Below are 18,006 nucleotides of genomic sequence, written 5' to 3'. Positions count from 1 at the left end.
CCTAAATCAGGGCGCAGTGGAGGTTCATCCGATGTCGACCCGACCGATCGATCGTTCCGAGTCCGCGTCCGCCGGCTGCCGGCACCAGCCGCCGTGCCCCGCGCCGTACGGCCGGGACCGCGAGGCCGCCCGCATCGTCGCCAGCCATCCCGAGCAGGGCTGGAGCCTCCTCTGCAACGGCACCGTCCTCTTCGAGGACACCGGCGAGCTGCTCCCCGACGGTCGCGTGATCGCCCCGCACCGGCCCGTCCAGCCCGCCTGACCGCCCGTTCGGAGGCGGCCGCCCGCGGCCGGACCCTTTCCTAGTCCTCCCGGGATTCCGCCGGCGCGATGGCGACCGGGACGGCGTTGAGGTGGGCCATGCCCGCCAGCGGTTCGAGGCCGTGCGGGTCGGGCGAGGCGAGCAGGTTCACGTTCGCTCCGCCGGACGCGTTGGCCAGCTTCCAGCCGCCCTTGTGGCCCCAGCCGTGCGGGACCGCGACCGTGCCGGGGGTCATCTCGTCGGTGACCCTGGCGGGCAGCTCGATCTCCCCGTGCTCCGAGGAGATGCGGCACAACGCACCGTCCCGGATCCCGTACTCGGCGGCGTCCTTCGGATGGACGCGCGCCGCGTGCTCGCGCCGGCCGCTCATCAGCCCCGGGGCGTTGTGCATCCACGAGTTGTGCGAGCGCAGTTCCCGCATACCGATCAGCCGCAGGGGACGGCCGGGCGGCGGGGCGGGGGCCGCCGCGAGCCGTTCGATCTCCGCGGTGATCTCGGGCGGGGCGAGGTGGACGCGCCGGTCCCCGTGCACGATCCGGCGGCGGAGCGTCCCGGTCCGGTGGTGGTCCGCCAGGACGACGCCGTGCGGATTCCTCCTCAGTTTCCGGATGCTCAGCCCGCCGGGGCGCAGGCCGTACCAGTCCCCGCGCGGTCCCGTGCGCAGCAGCGCGTCGACCAGGAGGCGGGGCGACGGCCGGACGCCGAGCCGGTGGGCGAGCCGCTGGACGGGGAAGGCGCCGATGCCGAGCCTCATCCGGCGCGCAAGGGCGTCGACGATCTCCCATTCCTGGCGCGCCTCGCCGCGCGGGCGCACGACGGCCTCGGTCCAGGTCACGTAGGGCGTGAGGTGGTTCTGCAGGAACGGCAGCGGGAAGTCCTCGCGCTCCAGGAACGTCGTGGCGGGCAGGACGTAGTCGGCCTTGCGGGCGGTGTCGGACACGTACAGGTCGATGCACACGAGCAGGTCCAGCTCGTCCAGCGCGGCGTCGAGCGCGGCGCTGCCCGGAACGCTCTGGACGGGGTTGCCCGCCGAGACCACCAGCGCCCGCAGCCGCCCCGGCCCCGGCGTGGTGATCTCCTCGGCCATCACCCCGGCCGGGAAGGTGCCCAGGACGTCCGGGTACGCGCCGACGCGCGACCGCGTCCTCCCGTACGTCGCGAGCCCGGACAGCCGCAGGATCTCGTCGACGCGCAGCGGCGACGAGCCGAAGATCCCGCCGCCCGGCCGGTCGAGGTTGCCGGTCACCAGCGTCACGGCGTCGATCAGGAACGCGGTCAGCGTGCCGTACCGGCCCAGGCAGGTGCCGGTGCGCCCGTACACCACGGCGCGCCCGGCCGCCGCCAGGTCCCGCGCGAGCCTCCGCGCGTCCTCGGCCGGTACGCCGCTGTGCTCCCGCGTGCTCTCCGGCGTGAAGTCCGCCGCGAGCCGCCGCAGCGTCTCCGCTCCGCTCGCCTGCCGCTCGCACGCGGCGCGGTCCTCCAGCCCCTCCTCGAAGATCACGTTGAGCAGGGCGAGCAGCAGCCAGGCGTCGCCGTCCGGCCGTACCGGCAGGTGCTCGAAGGCGCGCGCGGTCTCGGTACGGCGCGGGTCGCCCACCACGACGCGCCCGCCGCGCCGCACGATCGCCGCCAGGTCCTCCCTGATCCGCGGCGCGGAGATGATGCTGCCGTGCGAGACCAGCGGGTTCGCGCCGAGCATGAGCAGCAGGTCGGTCCGTTTGAGATCGGGGATCGGGACCAGCGCCGGCGACCCGTACAGCAGCGCGCTCGCCGCGAACCGGTTGTTGACGTCCTGCGACCCGGCCGAGTAGAGGTGCGGCGACTTCAGCGCGGCCATGAACGAGTTCAGCCACAGCGGATGGCTGTAGGAGAACGTGGCGGGATTGCCGAAGTACCACCCGATCGCGTCGCCTCCGTACCGGCGGCGCAGCGCGTTCAGCCGCGCGGCGATGCCGTCCAGGGCCTCGTCCCAGCTCACCTCCTCGAACCCGCCGCCGGGCCGGCGCCGCAGCGGCCGCACCACGCGGTCCGAGTCGTTCTGGATCTCGGTCATCGCGATGCCCTTGGGGCAGGCGAACCCCTTGGACAGCGGGTGCCCGCGGTCGGGGCGGATCCGCTGGACGGCGCCGTCCTCGACGGTCACCTCCAGCCCGCACAGCGGCTCGCAGATCCGACAGTAAGTGAACACTTGCCTCGTCCCCATGCCGCCGATTGTGCCCGTCCCGCCTCCATCCGGCCAGTGCCGCCGGGCGCCGCCGTCACCGGCGCGCGGCACCGTGGCGTCGGGGGCGCCGTCCCGCCCCTGTCTGGGACGGCGCCGCGGGCAGGCGGGTCAGGCTGCGATCAGCTGGTGGCAGGGGGCGTAGGCGCGGTCGACGGTGTCGAGGGCCCAGCGCATGCGCTCGGCGTACTCCTGCGGGTGGTCGCCGGCCTCCTGGGCGACGTACGCGGCGAAGCGGGCCGGGTCGCCGGCGCGGAGCCGCTCGCCGATCGCCTCGCGCACCCGCTCGTCCGTGGGATGCTCGGACGCCTGCAGCGTCGTGGTGAACAGAACCTGTGCCAGATCCGAGGCGTTCATGGTGGCCTTCTCTCGTGGCGTTCGCTCTACCCGGAACGCTATCCGGCGGGTCTGACATTTTCGGAGGCGCCCGCCCTCGCTCACCCGGTCAGGTAGCGCCCGTACCCGAGCCTCGCCAGTTCCTCGTGCGCCGCCCACGCCTCCTCCGGTACGGGCATCGGGACCTGGAAGCCGCGCTCGGCGTACACCGCCATCCGCCGCAGGTCGCCGACCATGAGTTCGAGGAAGCGGCGGCCGTCCGGGCCGTCCGCGTGCGCCTCGTACCCGACCTCGGGCGCCGAGGCCAGCCACTCGACACCGGGCCACTGGCGCATCGCGGTCGCCAACGAGCGCCGCGTCATGTACGGCTTGGCGACGAGGATCCCGCGGCGGATCTCCCGCCCCTCCAGCAGGCGGCGGGTGGCGGTGATGTTCTCGCCCGTATTGGTCGCGGTCTCCTCCAGCAGCAGCGCGTCCTCGGGCACGCCGTGCTCGCGTACGGCACGGGCGAACACCCGCGCCTCCGTCTCGGCCCAGCCCGACGTCACCTTCCCGCGCCCGCCCGACACCACGACCAGCGGCGCCCACCCCTCGTGCCACAGCCGCGCGGCCTGCACGGCGACCCGCACGTCGTGGCAGCCCATCGCGAGGACGACGTCGGCACGCGCCATGGGGGTCACGAAGACCAGGTAGTCCCAAACGAGGCGCCCCAGCTCGCGCGCCTCCCGCCAAGCGGGAGAAAACTTCCCGGCATCACTCTCCCCCGCACGCGGCATGTCGTTGCCCTTCCGAAACATCCGGCTAGTAGCTTTCAACTGCTTTGCTCCTTACGAAAGGCTCTTACGGAAGGACAGCGTGGTGTGATCACGGCCCTCGTTCTCACCTCCCTGGCCGGCCTGCTCGTCCTGAGCCTGCCACGCCGGATCCGCCGCCTCCGCCGCTCCCGCGAGCCCGGAACGGCGCGCCCCGGCCTCGCCCCGCGCCCCGCTCCGCCGGACCGCCGCGCGGCGGAACCGAAGCCGCCCGGCCCGTACCCCGAGTCGATGACGGCCGAGCTGGAGCCCTGGGAGGAGGAGTACCTCGCCTGCCTGGCCGACCACCTGTGGCCGGAGGACGAGTACCTCGACCAGGAGCACCGCCTCGACCACGACGGCGACGGCGACTGCGGTGGCGGCCTGTGCCGCTGATCCCGCCGGGCGCTTCCCCGCCCGTGCGCGTGCCGCCCGGACCGGCGGCTACATGCGGCGCAGCTCGTCCACCATCTTCTCCAGCCTGCCCAGGCTCTGGGTCGGCCCGGCGAAACCGCGCAGGACGGCCAGCAGCTCCTCGATCCCGCCATGGTGGTCGAGGCACGTCCGCACCAGGGAGTAGGCGTCCATCCGCGGATCGGGCTGGCGCCTGACCGTCCGCGCGATGTCCTCCCGGAGCGCTCCGATCACCTCGCTCCGCTGCTGCTCGGTGGCCATCACCGGAAGGTCGAGGAGCTGCTCGGAGATCGCGAACAGCACCCTCGGCGGGATCCGGACACCCGGTTCCACGAAGCCGCCCTCGGGCACCTCGGTCCCCGGCCAAGCCGCCGGGTCCGGGGCGGCGGGCGTCGCCGCGGGCTCGGATCCGGTACGGGGCGCCGGCGCGCGCTCCGCAGGCTCCGCGCCGTTCCCCGTGCCGAGCAGGCGGTACCAGCCGGTCGTCTCCGTCTCCTTGGAGGAGACCGCGAGCCGCCGGTACTGCGCGGGATCGATCAGCCCTTCGCCGTGCTGGACGATCTCGTCGTGCAGCACGGCCGAGACGATCAGCGCCACCCGCGGGCGCTCGGCCGCGACGACGGACTTGAACGACGGCGCGTCCAGCAGCCGGAACGTGTGGTCGACCGCCTTCCCCACGATGCCGTGGCCGTCGTGGACCACCTCGCCCGCGTGCAGCGCCACCCGCAGCCGGATGGCCGCCAGGTCGCTGGCGACCTCGTGCTGCCGCCGGAACTCGGCGTCCAGCCGTTCGGTCAGCGGCGAGATCAGGACGGCGGTGGGCACCTCCGGCGGCGGGACGACGACGGCGCCGTCGCCGCGGTCCTCGACGTAGCAGCCGTCGAGCGGCACGCCCGCCGCGCCGAAGGACCGGCCGAGCCGCTCGTACAGCTCACCGCGCAGGTGCCGCTGGATGTGGTTCACCCGCCGCGGGTCGCCGAACGAGGTGATGTCGCAGGCGAAGACGGTGCGCCTGCCGGAGGGGAGCCGGCCGGTGCGGGCCTCGTTGGTGCCGCTCGCCATGGTGGTCGTCACGCCTCCTCGCGGTGGCCGGGGGCCGGGGAGCCACCCTCACTGTGCCGCGCGCTCCGGGGCGGGGCAAGCGACGGCGCACCGGCACGGTCGCAGCGGAACGGCGGCGAAACGTCGCCGGAACCGTGGCGGGGGACACAGAAATTCCGGTGATCATGCCGTTGGCTGGAAAGAGCAGGTTCTCCCGATCTTCCCATCGGTCATGGTTCACTGTCGGGCATCGGGCCGGCGCGTTCGGCTCCGACCGTTTCGCACGATTTTCATGAGCACGATTCCCATGAGCACGATTCCCATGAGGACGAACGTCGTGACAGATACGGCACACCCCGGACCGCGCGGCGGCGCGGGACCGCCCGCCGCGCCGGCGCCGGGGGACGTGCTGTTCCGCCTCGTCGAGGCGGTGGCGGCGCTGCCGGCGTTCCAGCGGCGCGACACCCGCGAGCTGGTCACGGGATCGCTCCGCCCCGACATCGCCATGGCGGCCCGCCAGGACGAGCGCCCGCTGATCGCCGCGCTCGGTCTCGTCCAGGCCTGCCTCGACCGGGAGTCCGGCCTGCGCGAGCTGCTCGAGACGCTGCACCTGGTGGAGGGCGATTCCGAGCCGATGCGGCGGGTGGTCGAACTGGCGCTGGCACTGCCGCCCGAACGCGGGCGGGCGGAGCCGCGCGGAGGGGACGGCAATGGAGGCGAACGCCCTTGAGATCGCCGATGCGCTGACCCAGGTACGCGACCTGCAGGACGAGCCGGGTCGCGCCGCCTTCGTGCAGCTCATCGGCGAGGCGCTGGGCGCGCCGCTGTTCGTCCCCTCCGCCACGAGCCCGAAGATCTTCCTCTACAACCTCGTCCGCGCGTGCCTCGACCAGGTCGGCGGCATGGACGCGCTGCTGCGGGCCGTCGACTTCCTCGCCGGCAGCACGCACGCCGCCGCCCTCGTACGCCGCCACGCCGGCCCGGCGCGGGAGCTCCTCCAGCCCGCCGCGGAGGTCCGGATCAAGGAGGTCCTGCAGGGCCTCACGCTGCCGTCGCTGGCGCGCATCCACCACGTGGCCGCGGGGACGGCCGTCGCCGCGTCCCCGCCGCGGCTGGAGGACGCGTGGCAGGCGTTCTGCATCCTGCTCGACACCAACACCGGGCCGGACGGCGTCCCGCCGCACCTGCTGTTCGTCGAGCTGCTGATCCGGGCGCTCGACCGCGAGGCGGCGTCGGACGCGCCCCGCCCGCACGCCGCCGGATCGGCCGCGCGGCTGCGGATCTGGATGGCCGGTGAACTGGACGCGCTCCGCGCGGAGGGGGCCGAGGCGGTCGTCGAGCAGCTGGAGCGGATCAGGTCCGAGAAGGAGCTGCAGGTGGTCAAGAACGACCTGCCCATCCACCTGATCATCCAGCTGGAGCCGGTGGACGGCCGCACCCCGGGGCGCAGCGAGATCCGCGTCTCGCACTGGCGGCAGTTCCACCCGTTCGAGTGGCGGCCCGTCCGTGGAACGGACCGGATCGTCGCGCGCGAGGACGTCCACGATGAGGTGCGCGCGCTCGTCCAGGAGGCCGAGGGCGGCTGGGCCAACCAGCTGGACGACTCGCTCGTCCTCGAGTTCGTCCTGCCGTACGGGCTGCTCCATCTGGCTCCGGACGAGTGGACCCGCGATCCCCCCGCCGAGCCGTACCCGACGCCGCTCGGCACGGAGTACGAGGTCATCGTCCGCAGTTACGAGCGCATGTACGACCTCACGATGCACCGTGCGTGGCGGCAGCGCTGGCGGGTGCTGCTGGAGGCGATGGAGTGCCTGGTGCACTGGCCGGAGGGCGACCGCCCGGCCGAGCCGCACCGGTTCCGCAACCGCCTCATGAGCCAGCGCAACGTCGTCGCCTGCGTGCTCGGCTCGCCTCCCGACCGTGAACCGGGACGCACCCAGCTGCGTATGGCCATCCGCACGGGAGTCCCGGTCGTGCTGTGGGACCGCGGCGAAATTCCCATCAAGGAGCTGAGGGATGTGCTCAGCGAAGTGATAGAACGCCCGGATATGAGGTCGCTTCCGACCGATCTCAAAAGATTGCGCCGGGAACGCTCGGTGGCCGCCGAAAGTTCGGCCGGAGTCGATTCGGTGTCGCTTATTTTTGACGACCCGGCCCATTTCCTGGACGAGGTCCAACGCTTCCGTCCGCCCGAGTGAAAGGCGTCCAGGTGCAGACACATCCGGTTGTCCGCGATTGGGCAGTGAACTCTTACCGGGCGGGCCTTGCGCACCGGCGCCGATGGGGAGGATGCTCTTGGGGGACTCTGCGGCGTGCGGGCCAAACCACCGTCCGGCCACCCACGAGGGGCGTCTTCGATGAGCGCTGACGAGCGACCCGACATCCCGGCCCCGGGTGATGGCCGACGATTCGACGGCAGCGCGGCGGAGGCGTCCGCCGATGGGAAAGCGCCGGCCTGGTGGATCTATCGCGGCACCGGACGGCCGCTGCACGATATCGATCTGCGCGCGCTGCTGCCGCCCGCTCCGCCGTGGCGGCGTTTCGGCGGCTCCGAAACGCAGCCGCCGCCGGCCGAGGACGACGAGGACCTCGCCCGCCGGCTGGGGCCGGTGGACAACGTGCGGGGCGTCCCGGCCGATCCCCGCGAGATCGACGCGGTGAACGCGGCCCTGTATCTCCGAAGGCCGCTCCTGGTCACCGGAAAGCCCGGGGTGGGCAAGTCCACCCTCGCGTACCGGATCAGCCGCGAGCTGCGCCTCGGCCGCGTCCTGCGGTGGCCGATCTCCAGCCGCAGCACGCTGCGTTCCGGCCTTTACGAGTACGACGCCATCGGCCGCGCCCAGGAGGCCGCGGCCTCGCGAAGTGCGGGCGATTCACCCGGCCGGCCCGACGAGGGTTCCGGAATCGGGAGCTATCTGCGGCTCGGCCCGCTGGGAACCGCCCTGCTCCCGTACGAACTGCCGCGCGTGCTGCTTATCGACGAACTCGACAAAAGCGATATCGATCTGCCGAACGACCTGCTCGACGTCTTCGAGGAGGGCGAATTCACCATCCCCGAGCTCGTCAGAATAAGCTCCCGCGAGCCGACTGTCAAGGTCCACACGGCCGATCCGGAGGTAAGGGCTTCGGTTCGAAACGGACATATTCGCTGCCAGGCCTTCCCGGTTATCATCATCACCAGCAATGCCGAACGCGAGTTCCCGCCCGCCTTTCTCCGTCGATGTCTGCAGTTCCATTTGAGGGAGCCCGATGAGGAACGGCTCGCGAGCATGATCGCCGCCCACTTCGCCGATCGCGCCGATGAGCATTCACTGGAGATGGTCTACGAATTCCTCACGCATCGCCGGCTCCACGGCGGGCTGGCGGCCGACCAGCTGCTGAACGCCGTTTACCTGGCGACGTCCGGCGCACACACCGCCGGCGCGTCCTGGCAGCGGATCCTCGACCTGCTCTGGCAGCGGCTGGACCAGGGACAGCACGAAGGCCGCCCCGAGGCGGTCGCCGAGTGAACGAGTGGGCCTACGATCTGCCGCCTCCGGGCCCGGCGCGGGCACCGGGGCGGGAACCCGTCGCCCGGCCCACCTCGCGCGAGATGGCGGACTCCCTGTGGCTGGCCGCCGTACAACACGCCGCGGAACGCGCCGCCACGGCCCGCCCTGGCGGCTCCGACCCGCCCGGCCAGAGCAAGGACCGTCCCCCTAAGGACCCGGACACGTACCACGCCCCCACCGGCCCGACGCCGCCATGGCCGGAGGGGGCCACCCCCCACGCATGGCCCCGCCCAGGTGTTACAAGAGACTCTTCTGTTGGCGGAGAGACGTCTGGGGACCAAGAGGCGATGCCGGAAACGGTCGGTCTCCGGCCCGTACAGGGCCGGTCGTGGGCGGCGTCGCCCGCCCGCCCCCCGGCGTCGGTCTCCGTACTGCGCGCCCCCTCCTCGCTCCCGGACCTCCTCAAGGGCGTCCCGCCGCTGCTCGAACGGCGCGCCATCGCCCGCGCGATGCGTCCCCTCAAACGCGCGGCCGAGTCCCGGACGGGCGAGTGGGAGTTCGACGAGGAGGCGACCGCGCAGCAGGCCGCCGAGGACGGGCTGTGGCTCCCCCGCACCAGGCCCGCCCGGGAACGCTGGCTCGACCTGGACATCGTCATCGACGACGGCCGCTTCGCGAACCTGCACCGGCCGGTGTGCGACCAGCTCGTCGACAGCATCACCGCGTCCGGCGCGTTCCGGGACGTGCGGATCCACCTCCTCGACACCGACGTCTCCCACGTCCGCGACCTCCGGCTGCGCGGCGCGGCCCGTCCCGGCGGCGCCGGACCGGGCCGGCCGGCCTCCGCGCTGACGCACGACGGCCCGCCCGGCCGACGCCTGCTGCTGGTCCTCACCGACGGGGTCGGCGAGGCGTGGCACTCGTCCGCGGCCCAGCGCGTCCTCGCGCACTGGGGACGGACCCGCCCGGTCGCCGTGATCAGCGTCCTGCCGCAGCGCCAGTGGCGCCGTACCGGCCTCGGCACCCGGGCCGCCTGGCTGACCGCGCCCGCCGCCGGCGCCGGCAACGGCCGCTACAAGGCCGAGTTCCCGTCCTCCCCCGACCGTCCCGGCCACGAGCCCGCCCGCCGCCTCCCGCCCGGCCGGGTCTGCGTCCCGGTGCTCGAGATCGCCCCTTCCCAGCTGCGGCGCTGGGCCGCCCTGGTCGCCGAGGACGGCCATCGCTGGTACGGCCCGGTCGCGACCTGCGGCGGCACTCCCGTCGAGGCACCGCCGCCGCCCGGCCCCGACTCCGTGCCGTCCCCCGCCGAGCTGGTGAGCCGCTTCCGGGCGACCGCCGAGCCCGCCGCGTTCGCCCTGGCGGTCCATCTCGCCGCGGCGCCCCTGAACATCCACGTGATGCGGCTCGTGCAGCGCGAGATGCTCCCGCACTCCCGGCCCGCCGACCTCAGCGAGCTCATGGGCAGCGGCCTGCTGCGCCGGACGACGGCGCGCGCCCGGCCGGCGACCGCGGAGTCGCCGGACGAGATCACCTACGACTTCGTGGACGGCGTGCGCCCCGAACTGCTGGCCGCCGGCCGCCGTTCCGAGACGGCCAGGGTGCTCACGACCCTGGGCGCCCACCTGGGAGAACGGATCCGGGTCCTCGGCGACCTCGCCGACACGGTCAGGGCACCGGCCGACGCCTCACCGCCGACCCTCACCCGCGAGAACGCCGCCTTCGCCGAACCGGCGATGCACGCCCTCCGCGCCCTCGCCGGGCCTTATCGGCATCCGCTCCGAGAACTGGAAAGGTCCCTTTCCCGTGTCCACAAAGGGACGTCCCGCGAAGAGAAACTTTCGGCAATTCCAGACGGCGGCTCGGCAAAGTCGGACGTGCCCGGATCCGACCAGGGTACCGGTGCAGGCATGATCAACAACACGCTCGGCCGCGCGCGCGACACCACCCGCGACGCCATCGAGATTCGCCCGAACACCGACCGGCCAATCATTCCCCCGGGAGTCGGCGTGACGATCAGGAATACCCCCCTCGCCCCCGAACGAGGCCCGAACGATCCGCCGCCGGTCTGGGGAAACGTCCCCGCCCGGAACATCAATTTCGTCGGCCGCGAGAAGATACTCGACGACCTGCACCGCCGCCTTTCCAAGGGCACCACGGCGGTCCTGCCCGAAGCATTGCACGGAATGGGCGGCGTGGGCAAATCCCAGATCGCCATCGAATACGTGCACCGGCACACCGCCGATTACGACCTCATTTGGTGGATCCCGGCCGAGCGCACCGGCCAGGTCCAGCAGGCGTTCGTCGAACTGGCCGCGCAATTGGACCTCAAGGTGAGCCAGGAGGTCAACGTCGCGGTACCCGCCGTACGCGAGGCACTGCGCCTCGGCCGCCCCTTCCGCAACTGGCTGCTGGTCTTCGACAACGCCGAGCAACTCGACGAGATCCGGCAGTTCTTCCCGACCAACGGCCCCGGAAAGATTCTGGTGACCTCCCGGAACCAGGCATGGACATCGTTCGCCAGTTCACTGGAGGTCGACGTCTTCCAGCGCGAGGAGAGCAAATCGCTGCTCAATCTCCGCGGCCCCGAACTGAGCGACGAGGACACCGACGAGATCGCCACACTGCTCGGCGACCTGCCGCTGGCCATCGAGCAGGCCGCGGTCTGGCTGTCGGAGACCGGAATGCCGGTCGCCGAATACCTGACGCTCTTCAAAGAAAAGCATGAAAGGGCCGCCGAACTTCTCGGCGGCGTCGCCCCGGCGGCCTACGAACTGCCCGTGGCGGCCGCCTGGAACGTCTCTCTCGACCGGCTGCGCGAGTCCGATCCGGCCGCCCTCCAGCTGCTGCAGGTATGCGCCTTCTTCGCGCCGGAGCCGATCTCCCGCCGGCTGCTTTCGGGCGCCCGCGACATCGAGGGCCCGCCGGAACTCATCGAGGCGCTCGGCGACCCGATCAAACTGGCGCGCGCCATGCGGGCCATCAACCAGTACGCGCTGGCCAAGATCAGCCACCGTACCGGCACCCTCACCCTGCACCGCCTCGTCCAGCGGGTGATCGTCGGCCAGATGTCGCAGCAGCAGCAGGCCGAATTCCGGCACTGCGGCCACCAGTTGCTCACCAGGTTCGACCCCGGGTCCCCCGATCTCAAGCAGCAGTGGACGCAGTACGCCGAGATGCTCCCGCACGTGCTGTACTCCGAGATCGTCGAGTGCGACGACCAGTGGGCCCGCCAGCTGGTGCTCAACCAGATCGACTTCCTCTTCCACTGGGGCGACCACCAGGGCTTCCTCGACCTGTCGCAGCAGGCCGTGGAGGTCTGGACCGCCAGTCTCGGCGAGGACGACGAGCAGACGCTCTCGGCCCGGCTCCGCCTAGGCCGCGCGCTGCGGATCCTGGGCCGGTACAACGAGGCGTACGACCACCACCTGCGCGCACGCGACATCTTCCTCGGAAAGCACGGCCCCGAGGACGAACGAACGCTGGAGGCGCAGCGGCTGCTCGGCGGCGACCTGCGCTATCTGGGCCGGTTCGAGGAGGCCCGGGAACTGGACAGCCACTCCTTCGAGGTCATCCGGCGGCGGTTCGGCCCCAGCGAGCCCATGACGCTGGACCAGGCCCATCTCTACGCCATCGACCTGCGGCTCACCGGCGACGCCGCGGGCGCGCTCGAGATCGACACCGAGACCGCCCGCAAGAGGGGCTTCGAGCTGGGCGACGACCATGTAGGCACGCTGGGGACACGCCTGGCCATGGCCGTCGACGAGCTGGAACTGGGCAACTACTTCGAAGCACGCAACCTCGCGCTCCAGCTGGAGTCCCGCTACCGGACGCTGTACGGCAACGAGAACCCTGGGACGATCGAATGCCAGACCGTCCTCTCGGTCGCGGAACGCAAGACCGGTTCGCATGAGCGGGCCCTCGAGCTGTCGGCGCAAGCCCTCGCCAGTTCCCGGCAGCGGTACGGCGCCAAGCACCTGAGCACGCTCTCCGCGGCCCTGAACCACGCGATCAACGTGCGCCAGAACGGCGACCTGGCGGGGTCCATCCGGCTCGCCGAGGAATCGCGGCAGGACTACGTGGACCTGTTCGGGCCCGACCACCCGAACTCGCCCACCTGCGATGTCAACCTGGCGGTGAGCCTCCGGCTGACGGGCCAGGCCGAACGCGCGCTCGAGATGGACCGGGCCGCGCTCGCCAAGCTCACCGACCTGCTCGGCGCCGACCACCCGCGGAGCCTGGTCTGCGCCGTCAACCTCGCCAGCGACCTCGCCGCCACCGACCGGCGGCAGGAGGCGCTCACCGTGGGCGAGGAGACGATGGAACGCCTTCAGAACACGATAGGCCAGGACCACCCGATCGCCCTGGCCTGCTCGCTCAATCTCTCCCTGGACCTGCGCGCCAACGGCGACGACGCGGCCGCCAAGCCCCGTTTCGCCGACACGCTCACTCGCTATCGCAACGTCTTCGGGGACGCCCATCCGGCGACGGTCGCGGCAGGGCAGAGTATCCGCGCGGACTGCGACATCTTCCCCATTCCGGTGTGAGTTCCGCCCGCCGAACGCGAAAGGGCGGTCCGCTCACATGTCGTGGTCGCCGTCCTTGATGGCCTGGACAAGCTCGCGGAACGCCGGCACCCCGAGGATGACGGTGCGCCGGCCCCGGTCCTTACTGTCCCTGATGGCAGCGAATCCCCGGATCACCGCAACGCTCACACAACTCGAACCCGCCTCAGACCTGGTGCTCTTGCGCCATGTGACACGATCCAGTTCACCGTGGCTGATCATTTACCTCTTCCGCCCTACCGTGAGGTGTAGTCGACCAAGTGAATAAAGGACGCCGCTGTCCATGTCGCGCACCCGCTGAGGCGCGCGCTCTTTTCAGTTGGAACGATCAAGTTCCAGGGGTGGCCTGCAAACTTCTAATGCACATAAGGATATTCGGGTCAACGAATAACATATTTCCGTCCACTGTAGGACGCCCTGATCGCCTTGTCCAGTATTGGAGGTCAAGTCTTACTTGACAGGGCTATGTAACGGGCGGCCCCAAACCCCGTATTTCATTGAGCCCGCAATGGCGGTATTGCAAGGTCGTTCCTGGTCGAGTGGCGAATGGCAGCGCAGGGACATTCGCGTCTCCGCCCCCCCTGATCGAGGCGGGGCCAGCCGGGAGGAGGTACGGACATGGGCGCCCTTCCTCCCGGCCTTGCGCGGACGAACCGGAGCTAGAGTTCGCCGGACTTGATGGACGTGATCAGGGTGCGCAGCTCGCTCACCGAGAACGTCAGCATCGGACCGGTGGGGTTCTTGGAGTCGCGAACGGCACGCGAGCCGTCCATCGCGGCGACCTCCACGCAGGTACCGATCGACGGGTCGCCGCTGTAGGTGCTCTTCCGCCACTTGAGCCCGGCCACGCCGGCGGATGTCGCCCGAACCACCATGATTCTCCCCTTTTTGACAAGGGGTGCCCGGAACCATTCGGGCACCCCGTACACACTCTGGCGCCGGACAATCTACAGCCGCCATGGTGATCGCCGAGCGGAATCCACGGACGACACACCACCTCCAAAATCCGCAGGCCCAGGGATTATGAAACCGGATCATCTCTCACATTTACCCAGAGACATTCCCCTCAATGAGGACTTCTCCGGCGAGGCTCACGAGCCAGCGACACACCAAAACCAAATCCCCCCACATCCCCCCTTGCTCAACATTTTCCTTGCAAAGGAATTTCAACCACTATCCAGACATCAACTCCAAGTCTCTCCTCGCCGCCGTGCCCGCAACCTCACTGCACGCGATCGGCCGTGCGCATTCAGGCCGGATCCGGTAACCGTCGGCCGCACCCCAACGCGAACCGCCAACCGATCACCCCCACTTGCACAATGTGGCCAAACCGCCCCTTCCGTACCACTCCGCGGCTAGAGTGATCGCCCCGGCCGTCCAGGAACGGAGGAATGGTGGACACCCAAGGGGCACCCACCGACCTGCACACCGACCGCCCCCACCCGGCGCGCGTCTACGACTACTGGCTGGGCGGGAAGGACAATTTCGCCGCCGACCGGGAACTCGCCGAGCGGATGCTCCAGGTCAGCCCGCTCATTCCAGGCTCGGCCCGTGCCAACCGCGCGTTCCTGCGCAGGGCCGTGCGGAAGCTCGTCGAGGAGGCCGGCATCCGGCAGTTCCTCGACATCGGCAGCGGGCTGCCCACGCAGGAGAACGTTCACCTGGTGGCCCAGCGCCTCGCCCCCGAGTCGCGCGTCGTCTACGTCGACAACGACCCCATCGTCCTCTCCCACGGCCGCGCGCTCCTGCAGAGCACGTCCCAGGGCAGGACCGAGGTCGTACACGGAGACGTGCGCGACCCCGACGGGATCCTCGGCGATCCCGTCGTCCAGAGCGCGCTCGACTTCGACCGCCCCATCGGCGTGCTCATCAACGCGGTCCTGCACTTCGTCTCGGACGACGAAGATCCCGCGGGCCTCGTGGCGCGCTACCGGGACGCGGTGGTTCCCGGAAGCCACCTCCTCATCGCCCAGTCGTCCTGGGAACTCCACCCGCCGGAATCCGTCGAGGCCGCGCAGCGGGAGACCCAGAGAACCGGTTTCACCGTCCGCTTCCGGGACCGCGACGAGATCCTCCCGTTCTTCGACGGCCTGGAACTACTGGATCCCGGCCTGGTACCGATCTGCGACTGGCATCCCGACGGCCCCGTCCCCGACGACCACCGCCTGGCGACCCTCTACGGCGGCCTGGCCCGCGTACCGTGACTCCCTCGTCCCACCACACACCGGCCACCAGCGAACGCCTGCTCCCCGGAACGGGAACTCCGCGGACGACCCGAGGCGCTGACCTAGCGGCGGCGGGCTAGGACTCTTCGTGGAGGGCCAGCGAGCGCCGGGCGGCCGACTTGAGGGCGGGCAGGTAGCCGTTCGCATGGCCGCGCGCGGTCGGGTGGTACGAGTCGCCGATGGGAAAGGTGACCGAGTTGAGCCAGCCGTCGCCCGAGCACAGTTCGTGCCCGGAGAAGTCGTCCCGTACATCGGAGAAGACGAAGCCGGCGCGCGCGACGGACTTCTCGATCGATGTGTTGAGCGTGTCGGCGGCCCGGTTGAGAACGGTCCGCTTGGTCTGGTTGAGCCCGACGCACCCCGCACTGTTCTTCAGGTACAGCCGGGGGTAGCCGAGGACCACGACGCGCGCCGACGAGGCCCGGGAACGGATCTTCCCGTACAGGGAGTCGAGCTTGCCCGGAAGCGTGTCCTCCATGTAGCCCTCGGCGTTCTTCACCGCCGTCTCGCACGAGGCCGTCGACCGCAGCACGCACGTCTCCATCACCTTGGCGAACCCGGCGTCGTTCCCGCCCACGGTGATGCTGACGAACGTCGTGGACGAGCTCAGCGCCCCCAACTGGCCACTGGTGACGGTCGAGGTCGTCGCCCCGGAGCAGGCCACGAACTTGAACGAGTCGGGCGAGTTCGCCGCCGCCCACTTCTTCGGGTATGCGTTGGCGCTCCGATTGCAGGCGCCGGCACCCGGGTCATAACTCCCCGCCCCCGTTCCTGAAGAGTACGAATCCCCCAACGCGACATAGTTCGTCGCGGCCGCCGCCGCGGCCCCGGAGACGACGACAGAACCAGAAGTGAGCATGAAAGCACTCACGGTGACAACAGTCAGGCGGGAGGCGTACATAGAAGCTCCAAGGGGACGGGACGTTTGCTCACCTCCGCTTATACCCGTGCCGCCAAATACCGATACCCCAAGATGATCAGCAAGTTTTGTCAACCTTCGCCGTTTATATCCCTCAATTTACCTGCATGCCGATCACCGTCCCAGCAACGCATAGCGGAACACCCAGCCGACTTCCACCACTCCCAAGGAGCTCTCGAGAGCAAGGACGCACTGTCGAGCACGCCATGAGACGATCCCGCTTCGCTCTCTGACCCCAAGAAGCCCCGCTGCTCACCACGTCCGGCTATGCCCGCTCTGCGACGGACGCTGATCTGACCGGACGCTGACAAGCCGGTTGCGCGCATGCTCGTAGAGGAAGAACCTTCCCCTGACTGTGAACGTTCCGGGGCGTGACGAGTCAGGCGCTGGACGCCTGCGGCACCCGCAGGCTTCTCCCGGCAACAGCCGCGCTCAGCCTGGAAGCGCGAAACCACACCGGCGCCCTGCATGTCTTGCCAATGGAGATGTCACTGATTACAGCGATGCCCAAAAGCGCGGAAGATGCCGTATCTCACCCGCGCTTCACCGTCTCGCGCGCGTGCTAGCGACACATCAGGACAATCAGTGACGATCACCCCATACCAGCCGCCCCGGAACCTACCGGCGCTCTCAATGGCCATCCTTTTCGCGACGAAGACTGGACAGCCATGCTGATCGCGCACTACGGTCATTGCCCGGATTGACACGGCAAGTCATGACTTGGATCTACTCACCCCCACCACGGACCAGCAGAAGTCTCGGTCTGTCCAACTTGGGTGGTGCTCATACCCGGAGCATTTGCCAGCGACTGCCAGCGACATTGTCGACAAGAACAAGTGGAATCATGACCCTAACTAGGCCGGCCCAGCCACGCAGCCTCACACAGTGGCCCATCCAGGCGACGTTCATGGCACTTGCCGTCTTGGCGAGTGCCAGTGCATGCAGTGACGCTGGCGAGACGGAGGCCGCATCGAGGTTCGTGGACACGAAGATCACTGTGCCCGACCCGTGCAGCTTGATCAGTTCTCCTCTTTCCGAGGAACTGATCGGTGCCGCCTCCGGTACCCGAGAGAAGGAAGGAGACTCGCCAGGGAACACTCAGCCGAGCTGTAATTGGAAGGTTCGACGTTCAAGCGGCACGGCTTGGAAAGAAGAGTCCATCGCCGTCCATGTGTCCGCCACAACGAAACGACTGAGGCACGGCGACAAGTTCCTCGCGCCCAAGGCGGCCTACAACGCCCACTCTTCAGGGAAGAGCTGCAAGAAGATCCAGCTCCCCGCGACCGAGTCGTGCTGGTATCACAACGCCAACTTCGACCTCGCACTGGTCCTGCGCAAAGAATATGTGGTTGCGTGGGCATACGTCACGGGGGAACACTCTCCTGCTCTCCGACAGGACAGTCTCGAAGCCACCGCACAGCGGATGGCGGCAGATATCGACAAAGGCCTTTCCCAAGCCCAGAAAGAGTAAGTTGACGTCCCCGGTTGGCTCGTCACAACATGGTGGTTCACAGGCTTCGCCTGGAATGCAGTCTCCTGGTTCGCCGGGCGAGCGGATCTCTCGCAGGCAAGAGAAGCGGAAGATGACCGTGGCGCTTCGCCGCCCTCCATCTCACGCACTCCAATGCAATGAGCCGGACATAGACTGCTCGGACATCTCAGCCACGATGTCCCAAGCGTCGACTCCCCCGCCAAGCCCAGACCCGTCAGGTGCCGTGCCCTCGAAGTGCTTCACCAGTACGCG

The 18,006-nt window shown here is 69.8% G+C and carries 15 protein-coding genes; 8 read left to right on the top strand and 7 right to left on the bottom strand.

What is annotated here, in order from left to right; genetic code table 11:
• The first annotated feature begins 31 nt into the window (after nt 1–31).
• Nucleotides 32–262 (top strand): DUF5999 family protein, encoded by a 231-nt coding sequence (locus AB0881_RS19570; protein ID WP_366618414.1) that lies wholly within the window; start codon nt 32–34, stop codon nt 260–262.
• Between the two features lie 40 nt (nt 263–302).
• Here the strand turns inward: AB0881_RS19570 and AB0881_RS19565 are convergent, their stop codons facing one another.
• The 3 genes from AB0881_RS19565 to AB0881_RS19555 all read right to left on the bottom strand — a co-directional run bounded on the left by AB0881_RS19565 (nt 303) and on the right by AB0881_RS19555 (nt 3,490).
• Nucleotides 303–2,465 carry a molybdopterin-dependent oxidoreductase gene (locus tag AB0881_RS19565; protein WP_366618413.1) on the bottom strand — a complete coding sequence of 721 codons (2,163 nt, stop codon included), beginning with the start codon at nt 2,463–2,465 and terminating at the stop codon, nt 303–305.
• 129 nt (nt 2,466–2,594) lie between these two features.
• Nucleotides 2,595–2,840, bottom strand: coding sequence for a hypothetical protein (locus AB0881_RS19560; protein ID WP_366618411.1), 246 nt, complete (start codon nt 2,838–2,840; stop codon nt 2,595–2,597).
• 80 nt (nt 2,841–2,920) lie between these two features.
• Nucleotides 2,921–3,490 carry a YdcF family protein gene (locus AB0881_RS19555; protein WP_366618410.1) on the bottom strand — a complete coding sequence of 190 codons (570 nt, stop codon included), beginning with the start codon at nt 3,488–3,490 and terminating at the stop codon, nt 2,921–2,923.
• A gap of 189 nt (nt 3,491–3,679) precedes the next feature.
• Between AB0881_RS19555 and AB0881_RS19550 the strand changes: the two genes are divergently transcribed.
• Nucleotides 3,680–4,006, top strand: a complete 327-nt coding sequence (locus AB0881_RS19550) for a hypothetical protein (RefSeq protein WP_366618408.1) — start codon at nt 3,680–3,682, stop codon at nt 4,004–4,006.
• 48 nt (nt 4,007–4,054) lie between these two features.
• Here the strand turns inward: AB0881_RS19550 and AB0881_RS19545 are convergent, their stop codons facing one another.
• Complete coding sequence (locus tag AB0881_RS19545; protein WP_366618406.1) at nt 4,055–5,098, bottom strand: hypothetical protein; 1,044 nt, start codon at nt 5,096–5,098, stop codon at nt 4,055–4,057.
• 304 nt (nt 5,099–5,402) lie between these two features.
• Here AB0881_RS19545 and AB0881_RS19540 point away from each other — a divergent pair, with 304 nt between their 5' ends.
• The 4 genes from AB0881_RS19540 (at nt 5,403) to fxsT (ending at nt 13,100) form a co-directional block, all read left to right on the top strand.
• On the top strand, nt 5,403–5,795 hold the full coding sequence (locus AB0881_RS19540) for a hypothetical protein (protein ID WP_366618404.1): 393 nt from the start codon (nt 5,403–5,405) through the stop codon (nt 5,793–5,795).
• Nucleotides 5,776–7,263, top strand: a complete 1,488-nt coding sequence (locus tag AB0881_RS19535; protein WP_366618402.1) for a hypothetical protein — start codon at nt 5,776–5,778, stop codon at nt 7,261–7,263. Before AB0881_RS19540 ends, AB0881_RS19535 begins: the two co-directional genes overlap by 20 nt.
• Before the next feature lie 159 nt (nt 7,264–7,422).
• Nucleotides 7,423–8,574 carry a MoxR family ATPase gene (locus AB0881_RS19530; RefSeq protein ID WP_366618400.1) on the top strand — a complete coding sequence of 384 codons (1,152 nt, stop codon included), beginning with the start codon at nt 7,423–7,425 and terminating at the stop codon, nt 8,572–8,574.
• Between the two features lie 83 nt (nt 8,575–8,657).
• Nucleotides 8,658–13,100, top strand: coding sequence for an FxSxx-COOH system tetratricopeptide repeat protein (fxsT, locus tag AB0881_RS19525; RefSeq protein WP_366618398.1), 4,443 nt, complete (start codon nt 8,658–8,660; stop codon nt 13,098–13,100).
• A 33-nt stretch (nt 13,101–13,133) separates the two neighbouring features.
• Here fxsT and AB0881_RS19520 read toward each other — a convergent pair whose 3' ends face one another.
• Entirely contained in the window at nt 13,134–13,340 is a 207-nt protein-coding gene (locus AB0881_RS19520) for a DUF397 domain-containing protein (protein ID WP_366618396.1), read from the bottom strand.
• 437 nt (nt 13,341–13,777) lie between these two features.
• Nucleotides 13,778–13,993 (bottom strand): DUF397 domain-containing protein, encoded by a 216-nt coding sequence (locus AB0881_RS19515; RefSeq protein WP_366618394.1) that lies wholly within the window; start codon nt 13,991–13,993, stop codon nt 13,778–13,780.
• Nucleotides 13,994–14,509: 516 nt separating this feature from the next.
• Between AB0881_RS19515 and AB0881_RS19510 the strand changes: the two genes are divergently transcribed.
• Nucleotides 14,510–15,322 (top strand): SAM-dependent methyltransferase, encoded by an 813-nt coding sequence (locus AB0881_RS19510; protein ID WP_366618392.1) that lies wholly within the window; start codon nt 14,510–14,512, stop codon nt 15,320–15,322.
• A 97-nt stretch (nt 15,323–15,419) separates the two neighbouring features.
• Here AB0881_RS19510 and AB0881_RS19505 read toward each other — a convergent pair whose 3' ends face one another.
• The gene (locus tag AB0881_RS19505) at nt 15,420–16,202 is read right to left on the bottom strand and encodes an SGNH/GDSL hydrolase family protein (RefSeq protein ID WP_366618390.1); all 783 of its coding nucleotides are present in this window, start codon (nt 16,200–16,202) and stop codon (nt 15,420–15,422) included.
• Nucleotides 16,203–17,241: 1,039 nt separating this feature from the next.
• Between AB0881_RS19505 and AB0881_RS19500 the strand changes: the two genes are divergently transcribed.
• On the top strand, nt 17,242–17,733 hold the full coding sequence (locus AB0881_RS19500) for a hypothetical protein (RefSeq protein WP_366618389.1): 492 nt from the start codon (nt 17,242–17,244) through the stop codon (nt 17,731–17,733).
• Nucleotides 17,734–18,006 lie beyond the last annotated feature (273 nt).

This window comes from Spirillospora sp. NPDC029432 (assembly GCF_040703975.1).
In the GTDB taxonomy this organism is placed as follows: Bacteria; Actinomycetota; Actinomycetes; order Streptosporangiales; family Streptosporangiaceae; genus Spirillospora.
The sequence above is the reverse complement of the archived record's forward strand: the minus strand, read 5'-3'. Positions and strand labels throughout refer to the sequence as shown.

What these genes read in the sequence shown, in the direction of transcription:
- AB0881_RS19570 (WP_366618414.1), top strand. Translation starts at nt 32, where the DNA reads ATGTCGACCCGACCGATCGATCGTTCCGAGTCCGCGTCCGCCGGCTGC.
- AB0881_RS19565 (WP_366618413.1), bottom strand. Translation starts at nt 2,465, where the DNA reads ATGGGGACGAGGCAAGTGTTCACTTACTGTCGGATCTGCGAGCCGCTG.
- AB0881_RS19560 (WP_366618411.1), bottom strand. Translation starts at nt 2,840, where the DNA reads ATGAACGCCTCGGATCTGGCACAGGTTCTGTTCACCACGACGCTGCAG.
- AB0881_RS19555 (WP_366618410.1), bottom strand. Translation starts at nt 3,490, where the DNA reads ATGGCGCGTGCCGACGTCGTCCTCGCGATGGGCTGCCACGACGTGCGG.
- AB0881_RS19535 (WP_366618402.1), top strand. Translation starts at nt 5,776, where the DNA reads ATGGAGGCGAACGCCCTTGAGATCGCCGATGCGCTGACCCAGGTACGC.
- AB0881_RS19530 (WP_366618400.1), top strand. Translation starts at nt 7,423, where the DNA reads ATGAGCGCTGACGAGCGACCCGACATCCCGGCCCCGGGTGATGGCCGA.
- fxsT (WP_366618398.1), top strand. Translation starts at nt 8,658, where the DNA reads ATGGCGGACTCCCTGTGGCTGGCCGCCGTACAACACGCCGCGGAACGC.
- AB0881_RS19520 (WP_366618396.1), bottom strand. Translation starts at nt 13,340, where the DNA reads ATGATCAGCCACGGTGAACTGGATCGTGTCACATGGCGCAAGAGCACC.
- AB0881_RS19515 (WP_366618394.1), bottom strand. Translation starts at nt 13,993, where the DNA reads ATGGTGGTTCGGGCGACATCCGCCGGCGTGGCCGGGCTCAAGTGGCGG.
- AB0881_RS19510 (WP_366618392.1), top strand. Translation starts at nt 14,510, where the DNA reads ATGGTGGACACCCAAGGGGCACCCACCGACCTGCACACCGACCGCCCC.
- AB0881_RS19505 (WP_366618390.1), bottom strand. Translation starts at nt 16,202, where the DNA reads ATGCTCACTTCTGGTTCTGTCGTCGTCTCCGGGGCCGCGGCGGCGGCC.